The sequence below is a fragment of the Clostridiales bacterium genome, from assembly GCA_018333995.1.
Classification (GTDB): domain Bacteria; phylum Actinomycetota; class Coriobacteriia; order Anaerosomatales; family SLCP01; genus JAGXSG01.
This window is the reverse complement of sequence record JAGXSG010000007.1, coordinates 1-20,483: the sequence shown is the minus strand read 5'-3', so window position 1 is coordinate 20,483 and position 20,483 is coordinate 1. Positions and strand designations below refer to the sequence as shown.

The 20,483-nt window shown below is 59.2% G+C and carries 13 protein-coding genes; 3 read left to right on the top strand and 10 right to left on the bottom strand.

Features of this window, described 5'->3' with window-relative positions; all coding sequences use genetic code 11:
• Positions 1-75: 75 nt before the first annotated feature.
• The 3 genes from KGZ40_01545 to leuS form a co-directional block, all read right to left on the bottom strand.
• Complete coding sequence (locus KGZ40_01545; GenBank protein MBS3956209.1) at positions 76-1,419, bottom strand: VCBS repeat-containing protein; 1,344 nt, start codon at positions 1,417-1,419, stop codon at positions 76-78.
• A complete protein-coding gene (locus KGZ40_01540; GenBank protein MBS3956208.1) occupies positions 1,419-3,224 on the bottom strand; it encodes a hypothetical protein in 1,806 nt (601 codons plus the stop codon). The genes KGZ40_01545 and KGZ40_01540 overlap by 1 nt, the downstream gene beginning before the upstream one ends.
• Positions 3,225-3,508: 284 nt before the next feature.
• Positions 3,509-6,046, bottom strand: coding sequence for a leucine--tRNA ligase (gene leuS / locus KGZ40_01535; GenBank protein ID MBS3956207.1), 2,538 nt, complete (start codon positions 6,044-6,046; stop codon positions 3,509-3,511).
• A gap of 146 nt (positions 6,047-6,192) precedes the next feature.
• Between leuS and KGZ40_01530 the strand changes: the two genes are divergently transcribed.
• Positions 6,193-6,813 carry a GNAT family N-acetyltransferase gene (locus tag KGZ40_01530; GenBank protein ID MBS3956206.1) on the top strand — a complete coding sequence of 207 codons (621 nt, stop codon included), beginning with the start codon at positions 6,193-6,195 and terminating at the stop codon, positions 6,811-6,813.
• Positions 6,814-6,956: 143 nt separating this feature from the next.
• Here the strand turns inward: KGZ40_01530 and KGZ40_01525 are convergent, their stop codons facing one another.
• From KGZ40_01525 to KGZ40_01495, 7 genes are all read right to left on the bottom strand, one after another.
• Complete coding sequence (locus KGZ40_01525; protein MBS3956205.1) at positions 6,957-7,169, bottom strand: KTSC domain-containing protein; 213 nt, start codon at positions 7,167-7,169, stop codon at positions 6,957-6,959.
• A gap of 14 nt (positions 7,170-7,183) precedes the next feature.
• Positions 7,184-8,395 carry a DUF2130 domain-containing protein gene (locus KGZ40_01520; GenBank protein MBS3956204.1) on the bottom strand — a complete coding sequence of 404 codons (1,212 nt, stop codon included), beginning with the start codon at positions 8,393-8,395 and terminating at the stop codon, positions 7,184-7,186.
• Between the two features lie 31 nt (positions 8,396-8,426).
• Entirely contained in the window at positions 8,427-10,112 is a 1,686-nt protein-coding gene (locus tag KGZ40_01515; protein ID MBS3956203.1) for an AAA family ATPase, read from the bottom strand.
• A complete protein-coding gene (locus KGZ40_01510) occupies positions 10,112-13,090 on the bottom strand; it encodes a DEAD/DEAH box helicase family protein (protein MBS3956202.1) in 2,979 nt (992 codons plus the stop codon). Before KGZ40_01510 ends, KGZ40_01515 begins: the two co-directional genes overlap by 1 nt.
• Positions 13,091-13,092: 2 nt before the next feature.
• Entirely contained in the window at positions 13,093-15,027 is a 1,935-nt protein-coding gene (locus tag KGZ40_01505) for a site-specific DNA-methyltransferase (GenBank protein MBS3956201.1), read from the bottom strand.
• A 55-nt stretch (positions 15,028-15,082) separates the two neighbouring features.
• Complete coding sequence (locus KGZ40_01500; GenBank protein MBS3956200.1) at positions 15,083-17,983, bottom strand: DEAD/DEAH box helicase family protein; 2,901 nt, start codon at positions 17,981-17,983, stop codon at positions 15,083-15,085.
• 339 nt (positions 17,984-18,322) lie between these two features.
• Positions 18,323-19,117 (bottom strand): hypothetical protein, encoded by a 795-nt coding sequence (locus KGZ40_01495; GenBank protein ID MBS3956199.1) that lies wholly within the window; start codon positions 19,115-19,117, stop codon positions 18,323-18,325.
• Positions 19,118-19,705: 588 nt separating this feature from the next.
• Here KGZ40_01495 and KGZ40_01490 point away from each other — a divergent pair.
• Together KGZ40_01490 and KGZ40_01485 are read left to right on the top strand one after the other, a co-directional pair.
• Positions 19,706-20,011, top strand: a complete 306-nt coding sequence (locus KGZ40_01490; GenBank protein MBS3956198.1) for a hypothetical protein — start codon at positions 19,706-19,708, stop codon at positions 20,009-20,011.
• The gene (locus tag KGZ40_01485; protein ID MBS3956197.1) at positions 20,005-20,298 is read left to right on the top strand and encodes a hypothetical protein; all 294 of its coding nucleotides are present in this window, start codon (positions 20,005-20,007) and stop codon (positions 20,296-20,298) included. Before KGZ40_01490 ends, KGZ40_01485 begins: the two co-directional genes overlap by 7 nt.
• Positions 20,299-20,483: the final 185 nt, after the last annotated feature.

Sequence of the window (20,483 nt, the reverse complement as noted above, 5' to 3'; positions counted from 1 at the left end):
AGGGGGCGCCCGGACTGTCTTTCGCTACACCTTTGAAACCTCACGTACGTCGAACAAACGCCCACAGCAAGAACACTAGTTGACGCGCAAGATGTCGACTCGAGCGCGCTCCACGCTCAAGTCGTCGTAGCCCACGATCAGCTCAAGTCGTCCATCACCATCGATATCCACGCTGTCAAATGACGCCACACCCGCATCGTAGTCACCCGAGTATCTTGGAGGATCAAAACCTGATCCGTTCCAGAGCCAGACGCCCATTCGCTCGATGCTGCGATGGCTGAACTGCTGTGGAGCGGCAACCCCCTCCACACACACAACGTCAAGAAGGCCGTCACCGTTGATGTCGGCGAACTGGGCGGCGCTCACTGAACTTGAAGACAGCTCGAACAGTTCGCGAAAAGCGCCATCACTTACTGTTGCCACCACAGTCCGTCGCGACTCACCGTCTGCACTTCCGTGGTTCAGCACCACCTCATCCCCTGGGGATTCAGGTACCACATCACCAACGGCGATCACTTGGCCGTGAGGGTTGGCGGCTAGTATGTCCGTCACCTCAGTGGTCTTGCCGTCGGACGTGGTAAGAGTGTGCCGTGTCCCGGCATCCTCCCACCATTCGATTAGCCAAGCGTCGCCTTCCGGCATACGAATGGAAAACATCCGCGCAGGCCTTTTCAGCCCGTTGCCGAGAGTTACTGTACGCACATTGGTTCCGTCCCCATCTGTGATACTCAAAACCGGCTCGAGCGACTCCGGCGACAATCCCACAACCGCGACAGCGCCCGATCCCGCTTTGGACACCGCCCACGCCTGTGGCCTGCCTGCGACCCGGTGTTCCCAATGATCGACTCCCTCTCCTTCCGGATTGGGCACGCCTCCCGCGAGCCATACCTCATCTGTCTCTGGGTCGTTGACCACGCACGCCACGTTCACACTCGGACCGTCTGATACCGCTCCAAACCGGAGAACTTCCGCACACGCGAACAGGATCTCCGTCTCTACCGATGAGTCGCCAACCCGGGCGGCCACAACCTCGTGGTACCAGCCGCGCGATTCCTGACCTGCCTCGGGGTCACTGTCGATGACGGTGCGGACCAATACCAGGCGCCCGTCACCGAGTTGTGTGACCCCCGTCGATACCGGACCCACTGAATCACCGAACCCGATCCCGTCGGCGGAGTAATCAGCTGAAAATCCCACGGACTCCACGAGCGACCCGTTCGTGTACGAGTAGAGCGATTTGCCGGCCCACACGAGCGGTCCCCCGTCCATCTCTACGGCGCCCACGTGTGTACCCGTGCTCTCTGCGCTCACCATGACGCTCAATCCCCCGGCTGAACGGCAGCCGGCGGCTGTCGACAACGCTACGGACAGCACTACTCCGGTCATCAACAACGCGCAAACCGACATCGATCGCGGCATCAGTCGGTCACCACCCTGCCCGACTGCGCATCGACATACACGACAGCCGGCATCGCACCGCTCTCGGCGCCTTCTTCAACGAGCGTGAACTCCCACGCGGGCCACATCACGCTTTGGCGGCTGCTTGACTTGTTGGCGTAGTAGACCAACCGAGCCCTCTGAACCTCAACAACAGGAGGAAGTCCGGTGACCCGCTCACCTTCACGGGCGACCGCTTCGAATGCCGCTTCCGCATCGATGAGCTGTACCGGGCGGCCGCTGTGAGACACCTCACGCCAGGTGGTTCGCATCTCGCACACGCGCTTTCCCGCCGCCAACACGATCCGGATCGAATCGCCCTCGGTGCCAGCGATGGGAATCCCCGCATGCTCGTGGCCGTACTCGACGATGTAGGCGTGCGTCTTCTCGTCTGTGAGCTTCCCCGTAAGTGGATCGACTGACGCGGCAGCCACGCCAGTAACCCCGTTGAGAACCGCATCGGCGGGGAGACCTCCGTGATCGCCGATATAGCGCTTTGCGGCCTCCACGGCCTCGTGAACTGTGAAGTCAACCACGGCGTTTCCGTACTCCTCACCGTTGTCTAACAGAAAACCATCACCCTCGAAAACCATCAGACGCTTTCCGTCCCGCTCGAACAATCGGGACCCCTTTGTCTGACCGAGTGCGCCAGCAACCGCTCTTCCTCCACCAAGAGTGCGGCGGGCCACTTCCTCAGGTTCCGGGCGGTCAGACTTCAAAACCAAGGGGGAAACTCCATTCGGTGCTTTCGGGAACTCTGTGCCAACCCGAAATGTGGTGTTACGTCCTTGAATCAACCTTGTTTCCGAATTTGCCATCGCCTTGGGAATCGCGAACGCTTCTCTCAGCGCTGCAACCCCTCTCGACCAAAGCGATTCGTTCGACCCGAGGTGCGGTCCGCCGATGTGGTTGCCAAGCAGGTTCAGGTACCAGAAGCGCATGTCGACAATCTCGCCGGTGGGTGAATCGGCCTGGCGAGCCCTCACCGGAGGCAGTCCTTCGTAGGTATGGCGTTCGTGAAGGAGAACAGCCGCGTTCTTGGCGCTGCCCGAGAAGTAAGAGTTGGCTTGAAGCCATGAGTACCGAATCGAGTTGCCGAGCGCGACCTGATCGAAAAAGCTGTCCACGATCCCTACGTCAGTCGCGTCACCAGGAGCCGTGGCCTGGTAGCCCATGATAGAGTGCGCCCGTCGCGGGTCTCCGAGAAGGGTGCGCGCGTAGAGCGCCCGGGAGCCCGGAGAGTTGCCGCCTGCGGACAGCTGATTGCACGCGGCGAGGAACACCCACTCGATGTCATCGTTCCAGCGGCTGTTGGTTCGCGTCACCGACCAGCCGGGATACGTCGCTCCGATCTCCCACAGGTTGCGCTCCCAGCCAAACGTGTTGCTTCCGCACAGGTCGTTGTCCCGCGGCCCGATGTTGTCGTTGTGTCCATTCTGATCGAGACGTCTGCGCCAATCCGAGTTGTCCCGCGTGCTGCCGACCCATCTCGGCGAGTAGAAGCGCAGTTGCCCCGGCCATCCATGAGTTGACAGGTACATGAGGTCACGCCGGTTTGCCCCCGGCCATCTGTCCACTCCGGAATAGCCGTTAGTCACGTCCCAGTGGGCGACATCGTCTTGCGGCGCGTCGTACGACGTCTGCGTCTTGCCGGTCCAGATCCCAGTCCCGCCGAAATAGTGAAGTCGAAACGCGAACCTGTGCGCATCCGACGGTGAGAAGTTCCCCCCGTAGAGCACCGAGTACTCGTGGTGGCTCGCATCATCACCACGGGCACTCTGTGCCAACACCCCCGACGTCCCCGTCGCGAGCGCAATCACGCAGAGTGCGCTTCCAACACAGCGAAACCCTGAGCGCCTCCACCCCGTCCGACCGCGACGTGCGCCCCAACCATGAGCTTTTCCAGACATACGTACCACTCCCCCCGTGACGACCAGCAGATTCGCGACGGTCGCACAGAGGCAAACACACCCCGCTCACGTCGCGGACGAAGTACACCACGGCGGGTCTAACCGGGTCTTACCAGAGATATACCTGCTGGTCAGAGAGTAAAAACTCCCGTCGCCAACACCTAACGCACGACGATGCTCACGAGCCTGCCCGGGACAATCAGCACCTTGACGACTTCCTTCCCGGCGACATGCGCCTCCGCCTCGATGAGCGCCGCCTCACGAACCTCATCATCCGGGGCGTCTGCGGACACGATGACACGTCCCCGGATCTTGCCGTTGACCTGCACCGCGAGCTCGACCTCATCGAGGGCCGCCGCCGCTGGATCGTACTTTGGCCACGCCTCCCTGTGGACCGAGGTGTCGTGTCCCAGCACATCGCGCCACAGCTCTTCGGCCATGTGCGGAACGTACGGAGCGAGCAGGCGCGTCATGTTCTCCGCAACCGCACGCGTGAGCGCGGCATCGCGCATTCCTGGCTCCACCGCGTTGCGATAGTCGTACGCGGCGTTGGTGAGCTCCATCATCGCGGCGATGGCGGTGTTGAGACTGAAGCGTCCAATGTCGTCGGTGACCTTGCCGATCACGCGGTGCATCTCACGGTGGAGCGTCTTGGCCGCCGGGCCGTCGAGCGCGATCTCGCCGCCGACGTCACCTGCCGAGGACTCCTCGGCAGCCTCAGTCACGAACCTCCACACGCGACCAAGCCAGCGATACATGCCGTCAAGCCCCTCGAAGGACCACTCAAGATCTTTGTCAGGTGGCGCCATGAACAGGATGTAGGCGCGCAGCGTGTCGGCGCCGTACTCGGCGATCATCTCCTCGGGAGCGACGACGTTGCCCTTGGACTTGCTCATCACCTCGCCGTCTTTGCGAACCATCCCTTGAGTGAGCAGGTTGGTAAACGGCTCCGAGAAGTTCAGCAAGCCCGCATCGCGCAAGACTTTCGTGAAGAAGCGGGAGTAGAGCAGGTGCAAGATCGCGTGTTCAATACCGCCGATGTACTGGTCGACAGGCATCCAGTGCTCGGCTTTTTCCCGGTCCCATATCGCCTGTGAGTTGCGGGCGTCGCAGTAGCGCAGGTAATACCACGACGAGCAGGTGAACGTGTCCATGGTATCTGTCTCACGCCGAGCGGCCCCGCCGCACGCCGGGCACTTTGTCTCGTAGAAGTCGGGTTTGTCCGCAAGTGTCTCACCCTTGGTGATGTCGACGTCGTCCGGCAGGCGCACCGGCAGGTCGCTCTCGGGGACCGGCACGAGACCGCACGCCGGACAGTGGACGGCGGGAATCGGGTTACCCCAATAGCGCTGTCGGCTGATAAGCCAGTCGCGAAGACGGAAGTTGATCGCGTACCGGCCGTGGCCATGATCCTCAAGCCAGCGCGTGACCGCCGCGACACCGATACCGCCCTTTCCGGTGCGCATGCCCGTGAATGGACCAGACTGCACCATAATGCCAGGGCCGTCGTAGGCGCACTCCCAGGTCACGTCATCGAGCACTCGCTCTTGCGCGTCAGCGAGTTTCGCGGCAAGCGGATCGTCCTCCGCGACGACCACCGGCGGGATCGGCAGCCCGTACTGGCGGGCGAACTCAAAATCGCGCTGGTCACCGCAGGGAACGGCCATCACGGCACCAGTGCCGTACTCCATGAGCACGTAGTCCGCCACCCACACGGGGACCTTCTCCCCGTTGACGGGGTTGACGACGTAGCGCCCGGTGAACGCGCCGATCTTCTCACGCTCGCCAGCGGCGCGCTCGACCGCGCTCGCCCGCGAAGCGCTCTCGACAACCCGCATCACTTCAGGCGCGAACTCCGTGCCGTGAACGATCTCGTGCACGAGCGGGTGCTCCGGCGCGAGCAGGAAGAACGTGCACCCGAAGAGCGTGTCGGGGCGCGTCGTGAACACGGTGATCGTATCGCCGGACGGCTCGCCGGCCGCGTCGCAGAGCACGAAATCGACCTCGGCGCCCTCGGAACGCCCGATCCAGTTGGCCTGCATCGTCTTGACGCGCTCGGGCCAGCCGGGAAGCGTGTCGAGGTCGTCGAGGAGCTCCTGAGCATACTCGGTAATCTTGAGGTACCACTGCTCGAGCTCGCGCTTCTCGACGTGGCTCTTGCATCGCCAGCACACGCCGTCGCCGATGACCTGCTCGTTGGCGAGCACGGTCGCGCAGCTCGGACACCAGTTGACCGGGCTCGACTTGCGCTCGACGAGCCCGCGCTCCCAGAACTTCAGAAGGATCCACTGGCCCCAGCGATAGTACTCCTCGTCGCACGTGACGACCGTGCGGTCCCAGTCGTAGCTAAATCCCATCCGCTTGAACGAGGCGGCCTGCTTGGCGATGTTGGCGTACGTCCACTCGGCAGGATGTGTCGCGCTCTTGATCGCGGCGTTCTCGGCGGGAAGCCCGAACGCGTCCCAGCCGATGGGGTGGAGTACCTGCATGCCGCGCATGGTGAGGTGGCGTGCGATGACGTCGCCGATGGTGTAGTTGCGAACGTGACCCATGTGGATGTCGCCTGAAGGGTACGGGAACATCTCGAGCACGTAGTAGGCGGGCCGGGAGGGGTCCTCGTTTACCGAGTAGAGCCGGTCACGCTCCCATGTCTCCTGCCACTTGGTCTCTATCGCATGCGGATCGTACTGTCGCGTCACGTATGACCTCCTGGTGGCGGCGTATCAGTCCGTGACTCCGCATGATAGCGGGTCGGCGAGCCGGTTGCAGCCCCGGCGGAGGCGCGGTAGAGTCGATGACGTACACGCGGACACCGATCGGGCCCGGCCGTGGGGAAGGAGCCGTCATGCAGGTAGCCATCGAGCGGTTCGACCCCGCACGTCACGATTCCGCGACGGTCGCCCGTCTGATCTACCAGGCGGATCCCTCGCTCATGCGATTCGTCTTAGGCGCGGAGGATGAAGCCGTGCCTGTGCTCACCGCGCTCGTGGAGATGGAGCACAACGACTACAGCGGAAGGTACGTTCGCTGCGCGGTCGATGAGACCGGGGAGGTCGTCGGTATCGCGGCCGGTCTCACCGGCGCCGAACGGCGTGCCGCAACCAGGCTGCGCGGCAGGGAGTGGGGGCGTGCTCTCGGCGCCCGCAGGATGCTGCGGGCGATGCGGTGGGGGTCGAAGCTCGAGAGCGTGGCGACCACCGAGGTCGCCGACGACGAGTTTTACCTGAGCGCGCTGACCGTCGACGAGCGACACCGGGGCGGCGGCGTAGGCTCCGCGCTCCTCAGCTCCGTGACCGCCGAGCACCCCGTGGTGATCACCGACGTCAACATCACCAAGAACGACGCGCTACGCTTCTACCGCCGCCACGGGTTCGAGGTCGAGCGTGAGATGACGTTCGTGCACAAAGGCGACGCCCTCGGCAACTTCCAGATCCGCCGCGACGCGCGAGCGGCGGGAGCGGGGTAAGGCGCACGCACGTGTCCCCAGACGCGACAGGACCCAGCATGAGGCCGGGTCCTGCATTCATTCTTGGTGGACCTACCAGCGGCCAACTCTGGTAAAAGAATGCGAGATGACGAAGTCTAACCGAGTGACGCACAAGGGCCTACCTAGAGCTTCCGGTAGCGGTAGCCCACCTTCTTGATCCGCGCATCGAGGCAACCGCCGACGCTTGAGGCACTCAACAGTGCCTCGCACTCTGACGCAGGCGCATCGAAGTACGGATAGATCCCACCGTGTCTGAACTCAACCTCGAGAGTCCATGTGGTCGCGTCATAGCCGACCGACACACAGTTGCTGCTCGTGACCGGAGTGCGCAGCATCACTCAGCTCCTGCCTAATCGTCCCTAGAGTCCGCCTTCTCCAGCTCTGCGAACTTCGCCGCCATGGTCGGGTTGCCGCGTGTCAGCTTCTTGATCGTCACGTCTTGCAGTTTGTTGTTGGCCAGACGGAGGTTGTTCTCGGAGCCAAGTAGTTCGGCCTTCGTCTTCTCAAGACTCTTGATCGTCTTGTCAATCTCAGCGATGGCAGTCCCAAACTTTCGGGACGCCAAGTCATAGTTACGGGCAAAGCCTGTCTTGATGGTTTCCAGGTCGTCCTCGAAATTCGTAATGTCGATGTTCTGCGCCTTCACGAGCGCCAGCTCGGTCTTGTATTTCAGTGCGTTCTGAGAAGCGTTACGAAGCAGAGTGATCATCGGAATAAAGAACTGTGGTCGGATGACGTACATCTTCGGATACCGGTGAGACACGTCCACGATGCCCGTGTTGTAGAGCTCGTTGTCCGGCTCCAGCAAAGAAACGAGTACGGCGTACTCGCAGCCCTTCTCGATGCGGTCCTTGTCGAGTTCTTTGAAGAAGTCCTCGTTCTTCTTCTTGGTTGCGGTGGTGTCGCACTCGTTCTTCATCTCGAACATGATCGACACACATTCGGTGCATGCTTCGTCGGAGTCACGGAATATGTAGTCGCCCTTGCTACCGCTGCGGGCGTCATTGTCCTTCTCAAAATAGGCGCGAGGGAAAGCAGTAGCGCGGATCTTGTTGAACTCGGTTTCACAGTGTTGCTCTAGGGTCTCGCCGACCAACTTGGTGGACAACTTGGCCTTGAGGTCCTTCAGGCGCTCGATGGCATCGTCGCGATCCTTGATCTGGGTTTCGTACTTGTCTTTGAGCGACGATTCGAGCAGCTTTCTCTCAGTGTCCTTCGAGTCAAGATCTCGCTTGAGATCGTCGCGCTCCTTCTCGACCGTACTGAGCGCTTCCTTCAGCGCGAGCTGATTGGCGACATCTGCCTTCTCGAGCTCTGCTTTAAGCCGAGCGATCTCGGTGTCCTTCTCGGCATCCTTCTTGGCGGCTTTCCTCTCCATCTCGCTGGCGACCTTGGTCTGCGCGAGTTCGATCGCCGTCTTCTTGTCTTGCTCGGCAAGCACCAACCGGTCGTGCAGCGCCTTGTCGAAGGCTTCGTCGCGCACCTGTTTCAAGATGTCCGCATAACCGGCCTCATCAACGTTGAATGTCTTGCCACAATGCGGGCATTTGATCTCGTGCATAGTAACTGGCCTCCTTTCAGACCTAAATTCATCACGCCGTAGCGAGGTCGCAGAACTCCTGCTTTATCGCGTCGATCTTTGACGCATCCACCAGCCCTGACTCCAGGTGATAGAGGATGTACTGCGGCTTGCGATGCGACTCGTTTCGGGGGAGTGGGGTGATCCCAAGCTCCGACTCCAAGTCGCTCGGGAACCGAGTGATCCTCTTGGTGAACGCCGACTTCGCCCCATCAATCGCCGCGGTTACCTCGGAATCATGCGAACCGCCGTTGTCCCCGTCGTAGAGGACCGAGTGGTCGATGCCAAATGCGCCGAGAATCGCGACGAAACGATGGATGTTGAACTTACCCATGCAGTCGATGACAGAAAGGCCTCTCAAAGGCGGGTCCATTAGACCCCGGGTCGTCAAGTAACTGTATAACGCCGTCTCACTAGCACCTTCGACAAGGATCACTCGCTGACTGAAGAAGGCTATCGTACGTGTTGCCTGCATCCATAGCTCAGTCTTAAGGGACGCCATCATCGCAGCCTTGTTGACATCCGCCGATGTCGTGCCGATCGGCGTAATGCTGTCATCAACGACGAGGAGGTCGTCGAACAGCTTGTCGAGTTCAGCCTGCGACAACTGGTGGGCCGTAGTGATACCAGCGTCGCGGCATAGTCGGACTAGTCGAGTCAGGTCGTCCATCGAGCGGCTAACGAAACGTGAGCTATGCGTCGTTAACAAGACCTGTGTAGTGCCGTCCTGAACGAGTTTCAGTAGGCTGTCGTGCAACACCTCTTCCTGGGAGGGGTGCAGGAAGGCCTCGGGTTCCTCGAACAGAATCCACGTGAGCTGAGGCGCGAACTCCTTCTTCTCACCGGCCGATGTCCTAGGTGGATTGGCATGCTTCGCCGCGAGTTTGATCAGTGTGTAAATGAGGTGACGCTGAAAACCCGCACCAAAACGCGCCTGATCTATCTCCCCGCCGTGCGTCTCGTCGATGAACTGCGGCTTAATGAGTGTCTTCAGGATCTCCTCCGGCTGAATGTTCTGAACTGCAAGCGAAAAAGACGCTTCCCAATTAGCAATCTCGTCGGTTACTTCCTTCTCAAGAGACTTAAGCGACTGCCCGTCAGCACAGGTCTGCGTCCTAATCGAGCCTTCAAAGGCGCCGAACGCCTTGGTAAGCTCTAGGTATGCGGGGCTGTCGGCGACCACCTTGTTGAGAACCTCCGCTACGAGTTCTCGTAGCGCAGAAGGGCCGGTGAGCTTTGTGTTGTCATCGACCTTGCTGACAGCGGGAATGTAGACGATGTGTCCGACCTTGCCAGACCCCACATTCTTCGCACCGTAGAACAAGTTGTCGGACAACTTGTCGTCTTCGTAGGCGTAGTACCCCGCGCGAACCTTGCCATCTGCTCCGCTCGAGGGGCTGACGTAGTTCCGGACGCGGAAGGTGCCTTCTGCACTCCTGTAATCATCCTTCAGTTGCGCGAGCTCATCCGCAGTCGGCTGAAACTCGATCTCAACCCATGCTTCTGAATCGCTCGCCTCTACCTTCGGGGCATCACGTCCCTCATCCCACTTCAGGTCCCCATAGAACAGCCGGATGGCATCTATGATGTTGCTCTTGCCTGCATTGTTGGCTCCCGCGATTAGCGAGAGTGGCTCAAGGCGAATCGTCGCGTCGTGGACGCTCCGGAAGTTGTGAATCTGGACCTCTACTGCGCGCATTACAAGCTCCAATTGCCAGGGACGCTGACAGCGTAGCCCGGGACGGTATCAGTGCCGATGCCCAGCTGCTTGAAGTGCTCAGTCGCGGCTTTGATCTTGGCGTTCTCAGTCGGGCGACGCTTGGACTCATCCAGCGTGCTCTTGGTCTCGCGGATCATGTAGATGCGATCCACGCCATCCTCATCCTGCTTGATGATTGCCCAGTCTGGGTTGTACGGCCCGACGGGCGTGTCGATCTTGAACTTGTCGGGCAGCTTCATGAAGAACTTGACGTCTTCACGTGAGTCCAGCTTCTCCGCGAACTGGCGCTCAGGGGCGTCCGCACCGTCTGAGTCGATCTGGATGTAGTCGAAGTCGGTCTTGCCGGTGTTCTCGACCTTGTAGACGCGATCGAGAAAGAGGTCACGTGCCTCAGCACCATCGGCCTGCAGTTCACGCAACTCGTAGACGTAGCCGCCGATCTTCTCGTACTGAATGCCTTCCTGAACGGCAGCGGCCACCACGTTCTGGAGGTTTCGCTTCACCATTGCAATGAAGTCATTGGGATTGCCGATAAACTCGCTCAGCTTGCCAGAGCGCGTCAACACGTCAATCAAGGTCCGACGCGTAAGGGATGTAGCTTCCTGCAGCTCGCTGAGGATGTCGGGAAGTTGATAGGCGCCAGTCAGCTCAGCAGAACGAGTTGCAGTCTCGGAGGTCTTGGTGCCGCCCCGCACCAGCTTTACGCCTGCACGGGTGACCTGAACTCGAAGCGGCAAGATGGGCTGCTCAGCCTTGATTCTGTTGACTGCGTTGTCGATGACTTCCTCACGATTAAGGGCCACTCGATAGGTGGTCTTCTGCGAAATCGTGCGCCAAAAGTCCTCGAACCACGGCGTTGAGTAGATCTCCTTGTTGAGCTTGCGAGCGACACGCTCGCGCCGAGTCTTGACTATGCGCTCGATGCGACAGTTGAGCATCACATCGATTATGTCGTCTTGGGGCCAGAAGAACTCCGGCACCGGGCCAAGTGTGAACCCGAGTGTCTCGGGACGGAAGTTGGCGGTGACTCTGCCTTCCTTGTCAATGAAGCTGCGTTCGACCAGTTCGTCCCAGATCAGTTTGGAGCCCTGGAAGCCGAGCCGTTTCTCGTCGCCGGTAACTTCGTCGATTGTCGGGATCTTCGCGAACTCACCAGGGCGCACCAGGCCGATACTGACGCCGGAGTCCCGATACTCCTTCTGTAAGCTATCGGCGAATTCTCGATAGGACTCATTCGCAACGACGGTGAGTTGAGCGATGCCCTTGTCTGGTACCCGCTCTCCTGCCTGGCTGACCGGCAGCCGCAGTCCGCGTCCGATCGTTTGGCGACGCTCCGTCGCTTCGCCCATCTCACGTAGAGCACAGATCTGAAAGACGTTCGGATTGTCCCAGCCTTCACGCAGCGCCGAGTGGCTGAAGATGAATCGCACCGGCTCGTTCTCGTCGAGGAGTCGTGCTTTGTCACGCATTATCAAATCGTAGGCGTCATCATCAGCCTTCGATGTGCCGGTTGTGTCCTTAAAGGTATCGTGCTGACCCTTCCTCCCCCTAATGGCCGAGAAGTAGGCGCGCCGGTAATCGACTGGATCAAGAGGCAGTGATTGCGACCATTGCTGACTCCTGGAGCGCTCCTCGATGAACAGCTCGTCGAACCAAGTGACGAACTGCCCGTCAGCAGTGTCGTTGTTGTAGCCCTCTCCAAGGAAACTTGCGACCTTGTCGACAAAGAACAAGCTCAGCACCTTGATCCCGTGAGGTCGTAGCATCGTCTCCTTACGCAGATGCTCACGGATGGTCTCACGGATCATCTCGCGGTAAATGGAATCGTTGGAGCCGCCGATGGTCTCACCTGCCTGAAGCCACCCGTGCGGGAACAGCTCGACTGACTCGGGTTCGATACTCAACTCGTTGACCAACCAACCCTCATAGGCAGAGTTGTCAGTGACCAGAGCGAGGTCTTGGCCGTTTTTGACGTACACCGTCTTCCGCTGGATTGTGCCGTCCGATGCTTTGCGCACCGCCAGTTCCATACATGCTAGAAAGCCTTTGTCATTACGAACTGACTGGAGCTTCACATACGGTGCTGCATCGGCGCCCTGCTGCAGCGCCTCCGCCACCACAATCTGCTTGACCAAGCCGAGATCGTGGGCGTCAACCGGGTCGAGGCGATAGACGACGTTGCGCGTCTTGCGATGGGTTGCCGAGTAGCGCAGGGTGCAAAGCGGATTCAGCTCACCCACTGCAGACTGGCTAAGCAACGACTCCATGTTCTGTGGCTCGTCCATAATGACCACTGGATGTGTGGCCTTCAGATAGTCAATTGGGCGCAGCCCGTTAAGCTTGTCACGAGTCTGGTGGATGACGCGGGTGTTCTTGTCGCCCCGCAACGAGTCGATGGTCATGACCATGATCTGCACGCTCGTGGAAGTGGCGAACGACTGCACTTCTTCCGGCGTGCTGCCGCTGTAGACGAACGAGTCGAACGGCGTGGCGTAGAGATCTTGGAAGTGCTTAGTCATTAGCTTGATACTGGTGGTCACGCCCTCACGGATGGCCACGCTCGGCACGAGGATGATGAACTTGGTGAAGCTGTAGTTCTTGGCCAGCTCGAAGATGGTACGCAGATACACATACGTCTTGCCGGTGCCGGTCTCCATCTCGATGTCAAAGTCCAGCGAACCCCCAGCCAGCTCGCTCACTACCTCGAGGCCGTTTCGATCCTGCACGGTCTGCAGGTTCTGCAGTATTGTCGCGTCGTCGAGCAGCAGGTTGTTCCCAACCGCGCCAACTTCGCTAACCATGTCAAAGGCGATCATCTGATCGCCAGCGTCGGGAACCGCGCCCTGGAGCTTCGTCGACAACGATGCGGCGTCGGCCAGCTGACCCTCAAACAGATCGACCACGGCAGCGATTGCGTCCTGCTGGAACTCCTGGTGAGCATCAAACTTGAATTCCATCGTCAGGCCGTCCAGAGTTCCACGCTATGTGACCTGCATTCTTGGACCAAGTTGGTCTTTAGCTCATCGTCGCCTTGGAATGCGTCTTCGAGGATAACGAGGCGTGCTGGCTTCTCCGCCAGCACAGAGCGCAGTTGATTCAGCGTCGGCTTGGTGCGCTCGTCCAGGTATGCGAGCAGAAGTCCCCCACCAACGGTCTTCAGCTTCAAGCCTGAGACTTCGATCTCGTCAATCTGCTCGGAGAGAGAGTACCCCTGCTTCAGTAGAATCTCGGTCAACAAGGCATCCGGTGTTGCATCGTCAGCAGCGTTGTCGCGCAAATCGAGCAAGTGCTGCTCGAGCGTACTTGCGTCCGCATCGCTTGCCACGCGCCACTTCGAGAAGTTGGTGTCACTGAGGGTGAACGTGCGAAATCCGACATCAACAGTCTGGCCCTGGAGCGACCCGTGAACTTCCTCACCAGCACGCCTGATCCGCTCAATCGTCAGTGCGGAAATCGTGTCATACCCCGCGTTGCGAGCATCGGACTCTTCGGGTGTTGGTTCAGGCAGCTGAACCAACACGAAACTGCGGCTGCCACCATCGGCTGCGTTCTGCTTCAAGACCGCTTGTGCCGTCGTGCCGGAGCCAGCAAAGAAGTCGAGGATGATCGAGTCCTTGCGAGCCCCGATGGCCAACACATCACGGATGAAATCAACGGGCTTCGGGTTGTCGAAGTAGTTCTGTCCATCGAAGAGCGCCTTTACTGCACGCGCTCCGCCTGCCGTATCATACTTCGGGTCAATCCAGACTGTCTTAGGCCGGACCGTCCTCGCCTCGCCATCAACGACATCACGCATCTTCACATAGACATTCCACTTGCCGTTGACTTCTCTAGCTACAAGCTCGGTATCCTTGTTCTTCTGAAAGGTGTCCCTGCTCCAACGCCACCGACCTTCCACTCCTGCTGAGTCAACCGGGAAGATTTCAATTGCGCCAGTACTTGGCTCGAGGCTGAATTCCGAAGAACTCGGACAGTAGTAGATCGGGTAGTACATGTTCGGGCGGTCAATCCTTCGTGAGTTCTTACCGGTCTTGCGAAGCCCGACCTCTTTGTAGTTGCTAATCTCATCTGAATGCTTGAACTCGGCTTGATAGTCCTCCGCTGTTGCGAATCCATAGATGGTCGCACCCTCGTTGTTTCGTGCACAGGCGACCAAGAATTCATTCGCCGTAGCGAAGTACTGGTCATCAGAGCGACCCTTGAGGTTGTTGACCACGGAGACTGAGCCGAGCAAGTTGCTCTCACCGAAAACCTCTGCACACAGACGCAGCAGTGCAGCGTGCTCGTGCTGGTCAATCGAGATGAACAGGACACCGTCCTCGGTCAACAGGTTCCGCGCAAGCTTGAGGCGCGGATACATCATGTTGAGCCAGTTTGAGTGGTAGCGACCCTCGGTCTCGCTGTTGGTGCTGACCTTCTTACCCTCCTCATTGACCTGCCGAGTCCATTCGAGGTAGGTGTCCAACCCCTCCTTGAAGTTGTCAGGGTAAACGAAGTCGTTGCCCGTGTTGTAGGGCGGATCGATGTAGATCAGCTTGACCTTGCCGTGATAGTGCTTCTGCAGAATCTTGAGCACCTCGAGGTTATCGCCCTCGATGAACAGATTCTTGGTGGTGTCCCAGTCCTTCGAGTTCTCGAAGTCGGGCTTCAAGGTTGCTGTAGTCGGCTCCTGCGCGGCACGCAAAGCTCGCTTCTTTCCGGGCCAGAACATGCCGAAGCGCTCGCGGTCGTCACCCGCATCGTCCCCCAAGAGCTCCTTGAGCTTTTCGACGTCGACTTTGCCATCGGCAATGGCCTCAGGAATCAACTCCGAGAGTTGTGCCGCGAGCTCCGTTTGGAAGCTTGGTGTTGTGCTTGGTGTTTCGTAGATGTCCTGTGAATCGTCGTTGCTCATTGAATGTTTCCTCTATTCATATTACCAATAATTGTATATTCGACCAGTGCGCTCATCAGGAGACCACCTTCCATCGGATGGCAAATAGGTGCTCGACCTCCTGAGTTCCCTTGAGCGCTTGCTCAATCAACTCGAGATAGTGGTCCGCTTCTTCACGCATCTTCTTGCGAGCCAGGCGTGCCTCTTCGTCTTCTTCCTCCGCACGCTCTGACCAGCGGCGTGCATCCTTCTTGAACTTTAGCTGTTCCATTGGATCATCGGTGGCCCTGGCGGCTCTGCGGGCCTCCTTCTCCTTGGCCTTGTACTCGCGAATCTTGCCCTCGGACTCAGCTCGTCGGTCCTGTTGATTGCGGTAGAGGAGCTCCTCTTGCTGGTCGTAATAGCGGGAGTTGCGGCCCTGGACTTCCTTCTCCAAGTGCGAGCGACGCTCTGACAGATGACTATCAAACCTCGAGTCATCGACAGTGACTTCCGGCCCCTCATCTACACAAGCCAAGTCCAGCAAATCGGCGACGTATTCATGATCGAGCCACTGGCCATCGTCGGTCAGGCCCCCAGCAAGCATGTAGGACTCACTAATGTCATCGTTCTTCGCCTTCATAGAGAAGGTGACAAGCTTGACCGTTAGCTCACCAGACTTGCCCTGAAGCTCCTTCACGGCAGTACTAATACGCGAGGACTCGCCGAGGCTGAAAGTGAGTTCCCTGCTTGGGGTTTCGGCCTCCTTGGATGACTCCACGACATAGCGAGCAAGGTCACTGTCGAAACGGTACTGGTGGGCGTTGTCGAGCGGCTCTGACTTGAAGTAGTAGCGGCCGGTCTTCGCATTCTTGACTGGGGCTCTATTCAGAACGAAGCGGCGACCATCGCCCTCAAATGTCGCGAAAGGTTCGAGCTGCAACTTGGTCACTGATAGCAGCAGGCGCTCGAACTTGTTGAGAACCTCGCCGGACTGCGAGTCATATGCTTTCAGGCGGTCTTGCACGTTCGGGTCAAGGTTGTCGAACACCTTGGCTTTGGCGGCAGCCATTTCAGCCGTGATCTCGGTGGCGTACTGCTCCTCCAGTGCCCTGAACGCTTTGTCGATATCAGCGTCACTTCGAGAAGTACTGAGGATGCTGTTGATCGTCTTCTCGAAATCGAAACCGTCCTCGATAGCACCAAGCACTTCATCGCTGGCACCAAAGACGGACTCAAACAGGTGGAACTTGGTCGCCAGCAGTTCGAGGATGCGTGCCTCGGCTACATTGCCCTTGTTTGAGAAGTTGACCACGACCACGTCGAACTTCTGTCCGTAGCGGTGAGCACGTCCAATGCGCTGTTCGACCCGTTGCGGGTTCCACGGCAGGTCGTAGTTCACGACCATGGAGCAGAACTGCAGGTTGATACCTTCGGCTGCGGCCTCGGTGGCGATCATGACGGTGCCGTGGTCGCGGAAGTAGTCCACGAGAGCCTTGCGGCGATCGGCAGCCGGAATGCCGGTTATGACGTCGCCATCCTTGTTGGCTTCAAGCCAGTCCCTGTAGATCTGGTTGCTCTCGGATGAGTTGTTGGAGCCGTTGAACAGGACCAATCCCTTGGCCCGACCGGCCTCACCGAGCGAACGGGCAATGTACTCCTGGGTCTTGGTTGAATCCGTGAAGATGATCGCCTTCTCGGGTGCGCCAAGTTCACGCAGACGTTCGAAGCCTTTGTCGAGAGCTTCGTTGAGCTTCACGGCCTTCTGATTCACCGTGATGGCGCGAGCCATATCGGCGTAGCTGCGAAGCTCGGCGACCTCGGCACGCATGGCTTCGAGTGTTTCATCATCGAGACGCGCACCGGAGCCGGGGCCGAACTGGGTCCGCTCGGAGGCGGGTTCGCCACCATCTTCGAGCTCCTCAAGCACCTCATCCGGGAGGTCGTCGTCAATGAGGTCGGCCGCAATCAGGCCACCACGACTGTCGCGACGGACGCCCGCGTCTAGCTCCGCTTGGAGCCTGTCAGCGATCTTCCCCAACGTACTGGAAACGGCGTAGGTCGATGAGCCGAGGCGCTTTCGGATAATCAACGTTGTCAAGTGCCTCTGGGAGTTGCCGAAGGCAAACAGATCCTCGCGCTGCAGATAGTCGTTGACCCTGTCGTAGAGTCGGATCTCCTCGGGACTCGGCATGAACTCCACGGTGAGCGGCAGGCGCTTGGTGAAGTGGATGTACTTGTCGGCGTCCCGTCGCAACGTGCGCTTGCTGATGGCTGCCACGCGATCAACTAGATCGTCATTGTCTCCAATGCCTTTGGCCTTGACGTACCGCTCACGAAAGGCATCGAGTGAATAGAAGTAGTCGGGATCGAAAACGCTGACAAGGCCATAGAGTTCCTCTAGGCGGTTCTGCAGCGGCGTCGCGGTCAGCAGCAGTGTCTTGTGAGCTTCACGAACGATGTGGCTGATTGCCTCCGGAGCCTTGTTGCGTCCGGTGTAGAAGTTGCGCAGACGATGGGCCTCATCGCACACCACCAGGTCCCACTGGCGCAGCAGGCTAGCCTCATGACGTAATGCAAACTCATACGAGCAGATCAGCACTTCGGCACCGCGTTGCGCGGTGCGCGCGAGCTGTTGGTCCTTGAGCTTTGGGTCGAGTAGTTGACTCGGAATCAGGAACTTCTCGTAGAGCTCTTGCTGCCACTGTTGACGAAGGCTTGAGGGCGAAATGATGAGGATACGTCGCTTGCGTTCAGCCCAATACTGCGTGATGACGATGCCCGCCTCAATTGTCTTTCCGAGGCCCACCTCATCGGCAAGAACCACTCCGGCCAGGTACGGTGTCTGCAACGCAAACAGTGCCGCATCTATTTGATGTGGCTTCGGTTCAACTTGTGCGTCAAAGAGAAGGCCAGCAAGCTTGCCGACATGATCGTTCGCGTAGGAGCGCTGGAGCTCGTGGGCGTAGTACTTCGCCTGATAGGCAGTGATGCTCATCGACACCCCACGCTGTCGATTGGTCCCTGATTGCCACTCAGCGCATCAGCGGCTATCCAATGCCGCTGAACCGTTCTCTTGCTGTGCTGCGTCTTGCCCGTGCGTGCCATACTTCGTGCTCCATCTTCTTATTCCGGGATGAGATCCCCGGCGATCCGCAGCGCTCCCCCATCATGATACGTCCGGCCGCTGACACGAACACGCAGAATCCCCCCTACACCTGCGTGAACTTGGGACGGACAGCGCGTCAGAAGATGGCGCTGAAACCTACACTAAGAATAACACATGCATATATCGCTCACAAAACTGCATATTGTACTGAGGACTGTGTTCCAGCACCTACGAACTGAACCACTCCCTGAATGGCACACCCCAGTCAACTGACTCGTCAGCCGTCTGCAAGTACCGTGGAGGCCGCGCGTCCAAGGCTGCCCGAGGAATCGCCTCTAATGCTCTGCCGTCGCTGTTTTTCGCTGAGACCCCAGATTCACTCAAAGCGATGTCCACCGTGTTCTCCACCAAGTAGAGGAATTCTCGTTCAGCTTCCTTGGCTTCCATAGTCAGAGACCCGAACCTGCTCTGCAGCACCGCGCAGGCAAGCCTCGCAGCTTCGATTGCCGCACCACGGTGCCGGGCCGTTGGCCGCTCCCAAGGCATCGTCGCGCCGATCGGAGAAACTGGCCATTCAACTGAAGCCAGCATGGCGCTCCAACGCCCACGTAGTGCTCCGTGTTCACCCTCAATCAGCTCCAAGGCAAAGGTGTGAGGATCGTCATCCTTGGCAGACGACAGTGCTTGCAGGAGGACCTCCAGCTCCTCGGTAAGAAACGGTCGGTCCAGCCGCGTCCACACCCACCACTCGAGCGGCAGATTCTCGCGAAGGAAGTCCCGACTGGCCTTATCCCTAAGCACCTCGTTGAAGTACAAGTGCACGTACGTGAACATCCACAGCGCCAAGTCCCCATTCATGCTCGGCTGCTCTGAAACGAACCGCGCAGTGTCCCGGTACCGATTGCTCGCCGGAATTTCAAGTGAACAGCGCGCGCAGAAGTCGGCCGCTTCCAACCTCAGCGTGACCTCCTGCAGATAGCGATACAGCTGTTCAATCGCGCCACTGGTGCGTTCAGCTACCAAGTCACCGCCTGCACCAGAGCGGGCAGAGCCTGCCGACACCCCAAGCGTTGGCAGGCTGTCTTGGGCATCGCGATGTATCTCCCAGGCCAGCGTCTGTAGGATGCCTGGTTGAATACCTGTGCGTACGTGCTCGGCGCTGACGCCCAGATGCCTTCCCGACTCCCTGCGCCTGTCTCCGATGGGTTGGCGTCGACTCCCTTGGGCGGCACCGAAGAGAACGGCGACAACCTCCTTTAGCCGGTCATCCGGATACCGACTGAGATGCCATCGGAGTAGCTCATCCAGAGCGTTAACCCGGCCAAGGCGATCACACGGATCGGTGGTTCGGATGAGTACGTTTGGCAGAGACAGCAGCGTCTCGTCATCGAACTCGGGTACGACAGGCAGGCCTCTCCGGACGATAGGACCCAAGGCCTTCGCAATATGCTCAACGCTCGGGAGCGAATCGCTGCGCGTAGGATCCGGTCCTTCGTTTGAGATACGGAATTCCTCCGCTTCGCCCAATATCTCTCCTACGCGCTTCTGCGGTCAGATACAGCCAGACGCAACCGAAGCGTCTGGACCTCCTTCTTCGAGAAAGGATGCGAGATGTCTGACCAAACTGGCTTGGCTCTTCAGGGTAACGGACAAGCGATTCAAATGCTCGATCACATGTCGCGCTCGACACAGCGCCACACTCGGCGTGAGGTTGAACTGATGGCCAAGCGCACCATCATCGCCTGCCAGCGCGAGGAAGGACGGGCGCAGATCGCCCAAGCCGCCATGATGGGCGCGGCCACGGTAGGCATGGCCCACGAGACCCTGATCGAGATGGCGCCCATGGCCGAGGACAACCTGAGGGCGCTCAGCATGGCCTACGGCATCGGTGCCTCCAAGGCAATCATGGCGTGGTGACGGCAATGCATCCCATCTGGTGGTTCCTCATCGTCATCGTGGGCCTGATCTTCCTCTGCGATCTAGCACGTCAGGCGAATGAAGGCCTGCGCGAATCAAGGGCGCTGGAGCAGGCGGCAATGCGACGACGGCTTGGCAAGTTCGAGGCCGAGCAGCGTGTGCGCCAGCAAGCCGCCGTCATGCAGCGCACACGAGAGATCAACGCCATGGCCCACGAGACTTGCCAGGCAATGCTGCGGGCCGCACTCGAGGCGCAGCGCAAGGAGCTCGACAGCTACATCGAGTAGGAACGTTGTCTATTCCACTACAACGGCTGACGTTTCCACTAATCGTGCGTATACCGCTTATGCCAACCTGTCCCATCGCTCCGACTAGTCGGTACCTCTGACCTGTGCTTTTGCCACGAATGGGTGTGCACTAGATGCGAACGGCGGGCCGGTTTCAGTTCGCCCGCCGCGTAAACGAAAGGAGG

Bases quoted from the DNA above. Each gene is read 5' to 3' on its own strand.
- KGZ40_01525 (MBS3956205.1), bottom strand. From the start codon at position 7,169: ATGCTGCGCACTCCGGTCACGAGCAGCAACTGTGTGTCGGTCGGCTAT.
- KGZ40_01545 (MBS3956209.1), bottom strand. From the start codon at position 1,419: ATGCCGCGATCGATGTCGGTTTGCGCGTTGTTGATGACCGGAGTAGTG.
- KGZ40_01515 (MBS3956203.1), bottom strand. From the start codon at position 10,112: ATGCGCGCAGTAGAGGTCCAGATTCACAACTTCCGGAGCGTCCACGAC.
- KGZ40_01490 (MBS3956198.1), top strand. From the start codon at position 19,706: ATGTCTGACCAAACTGGCTTGGCTCTTCAGGGTAACGGACAAGCGATT.
- KGZ40_01505 (MBS3956201.1), bottom strand. From the start codon at position 15,027: ATGAGCAACGACGATTCACAGGACATCTACGAAACACCAAGCACAACA.
- KGZ40_01530 (MBS3956206.1), top strand. From the start codon at position 6,193: ATGCAGGTAGCCATCGAGCGGTTCGACCCCGCACGTCACGATTCCGCG.
- KGZ40_01510 (MBS3956202.1), bottom strand. From the start codon at position 13,090: ATGGAATTCAAGTTTGATGCTCACCAGGAGTTCCAGCAGGACGCAATC.
- KGZ40_01500 (MBS3956200.1), bottom strand. From the start codon at position 17,983: ATGAGCATCACTGCCTATCAGGCGAAGTACTACGCCCACGAGCTCCAG.
- KGZ40_01520 (MBS3956204.1), bottom strand. From the start codon at position 8,395: ATGCACGAGATCAAATGCCCGCATTGTGGCAAGACATTCAACGTTGAT.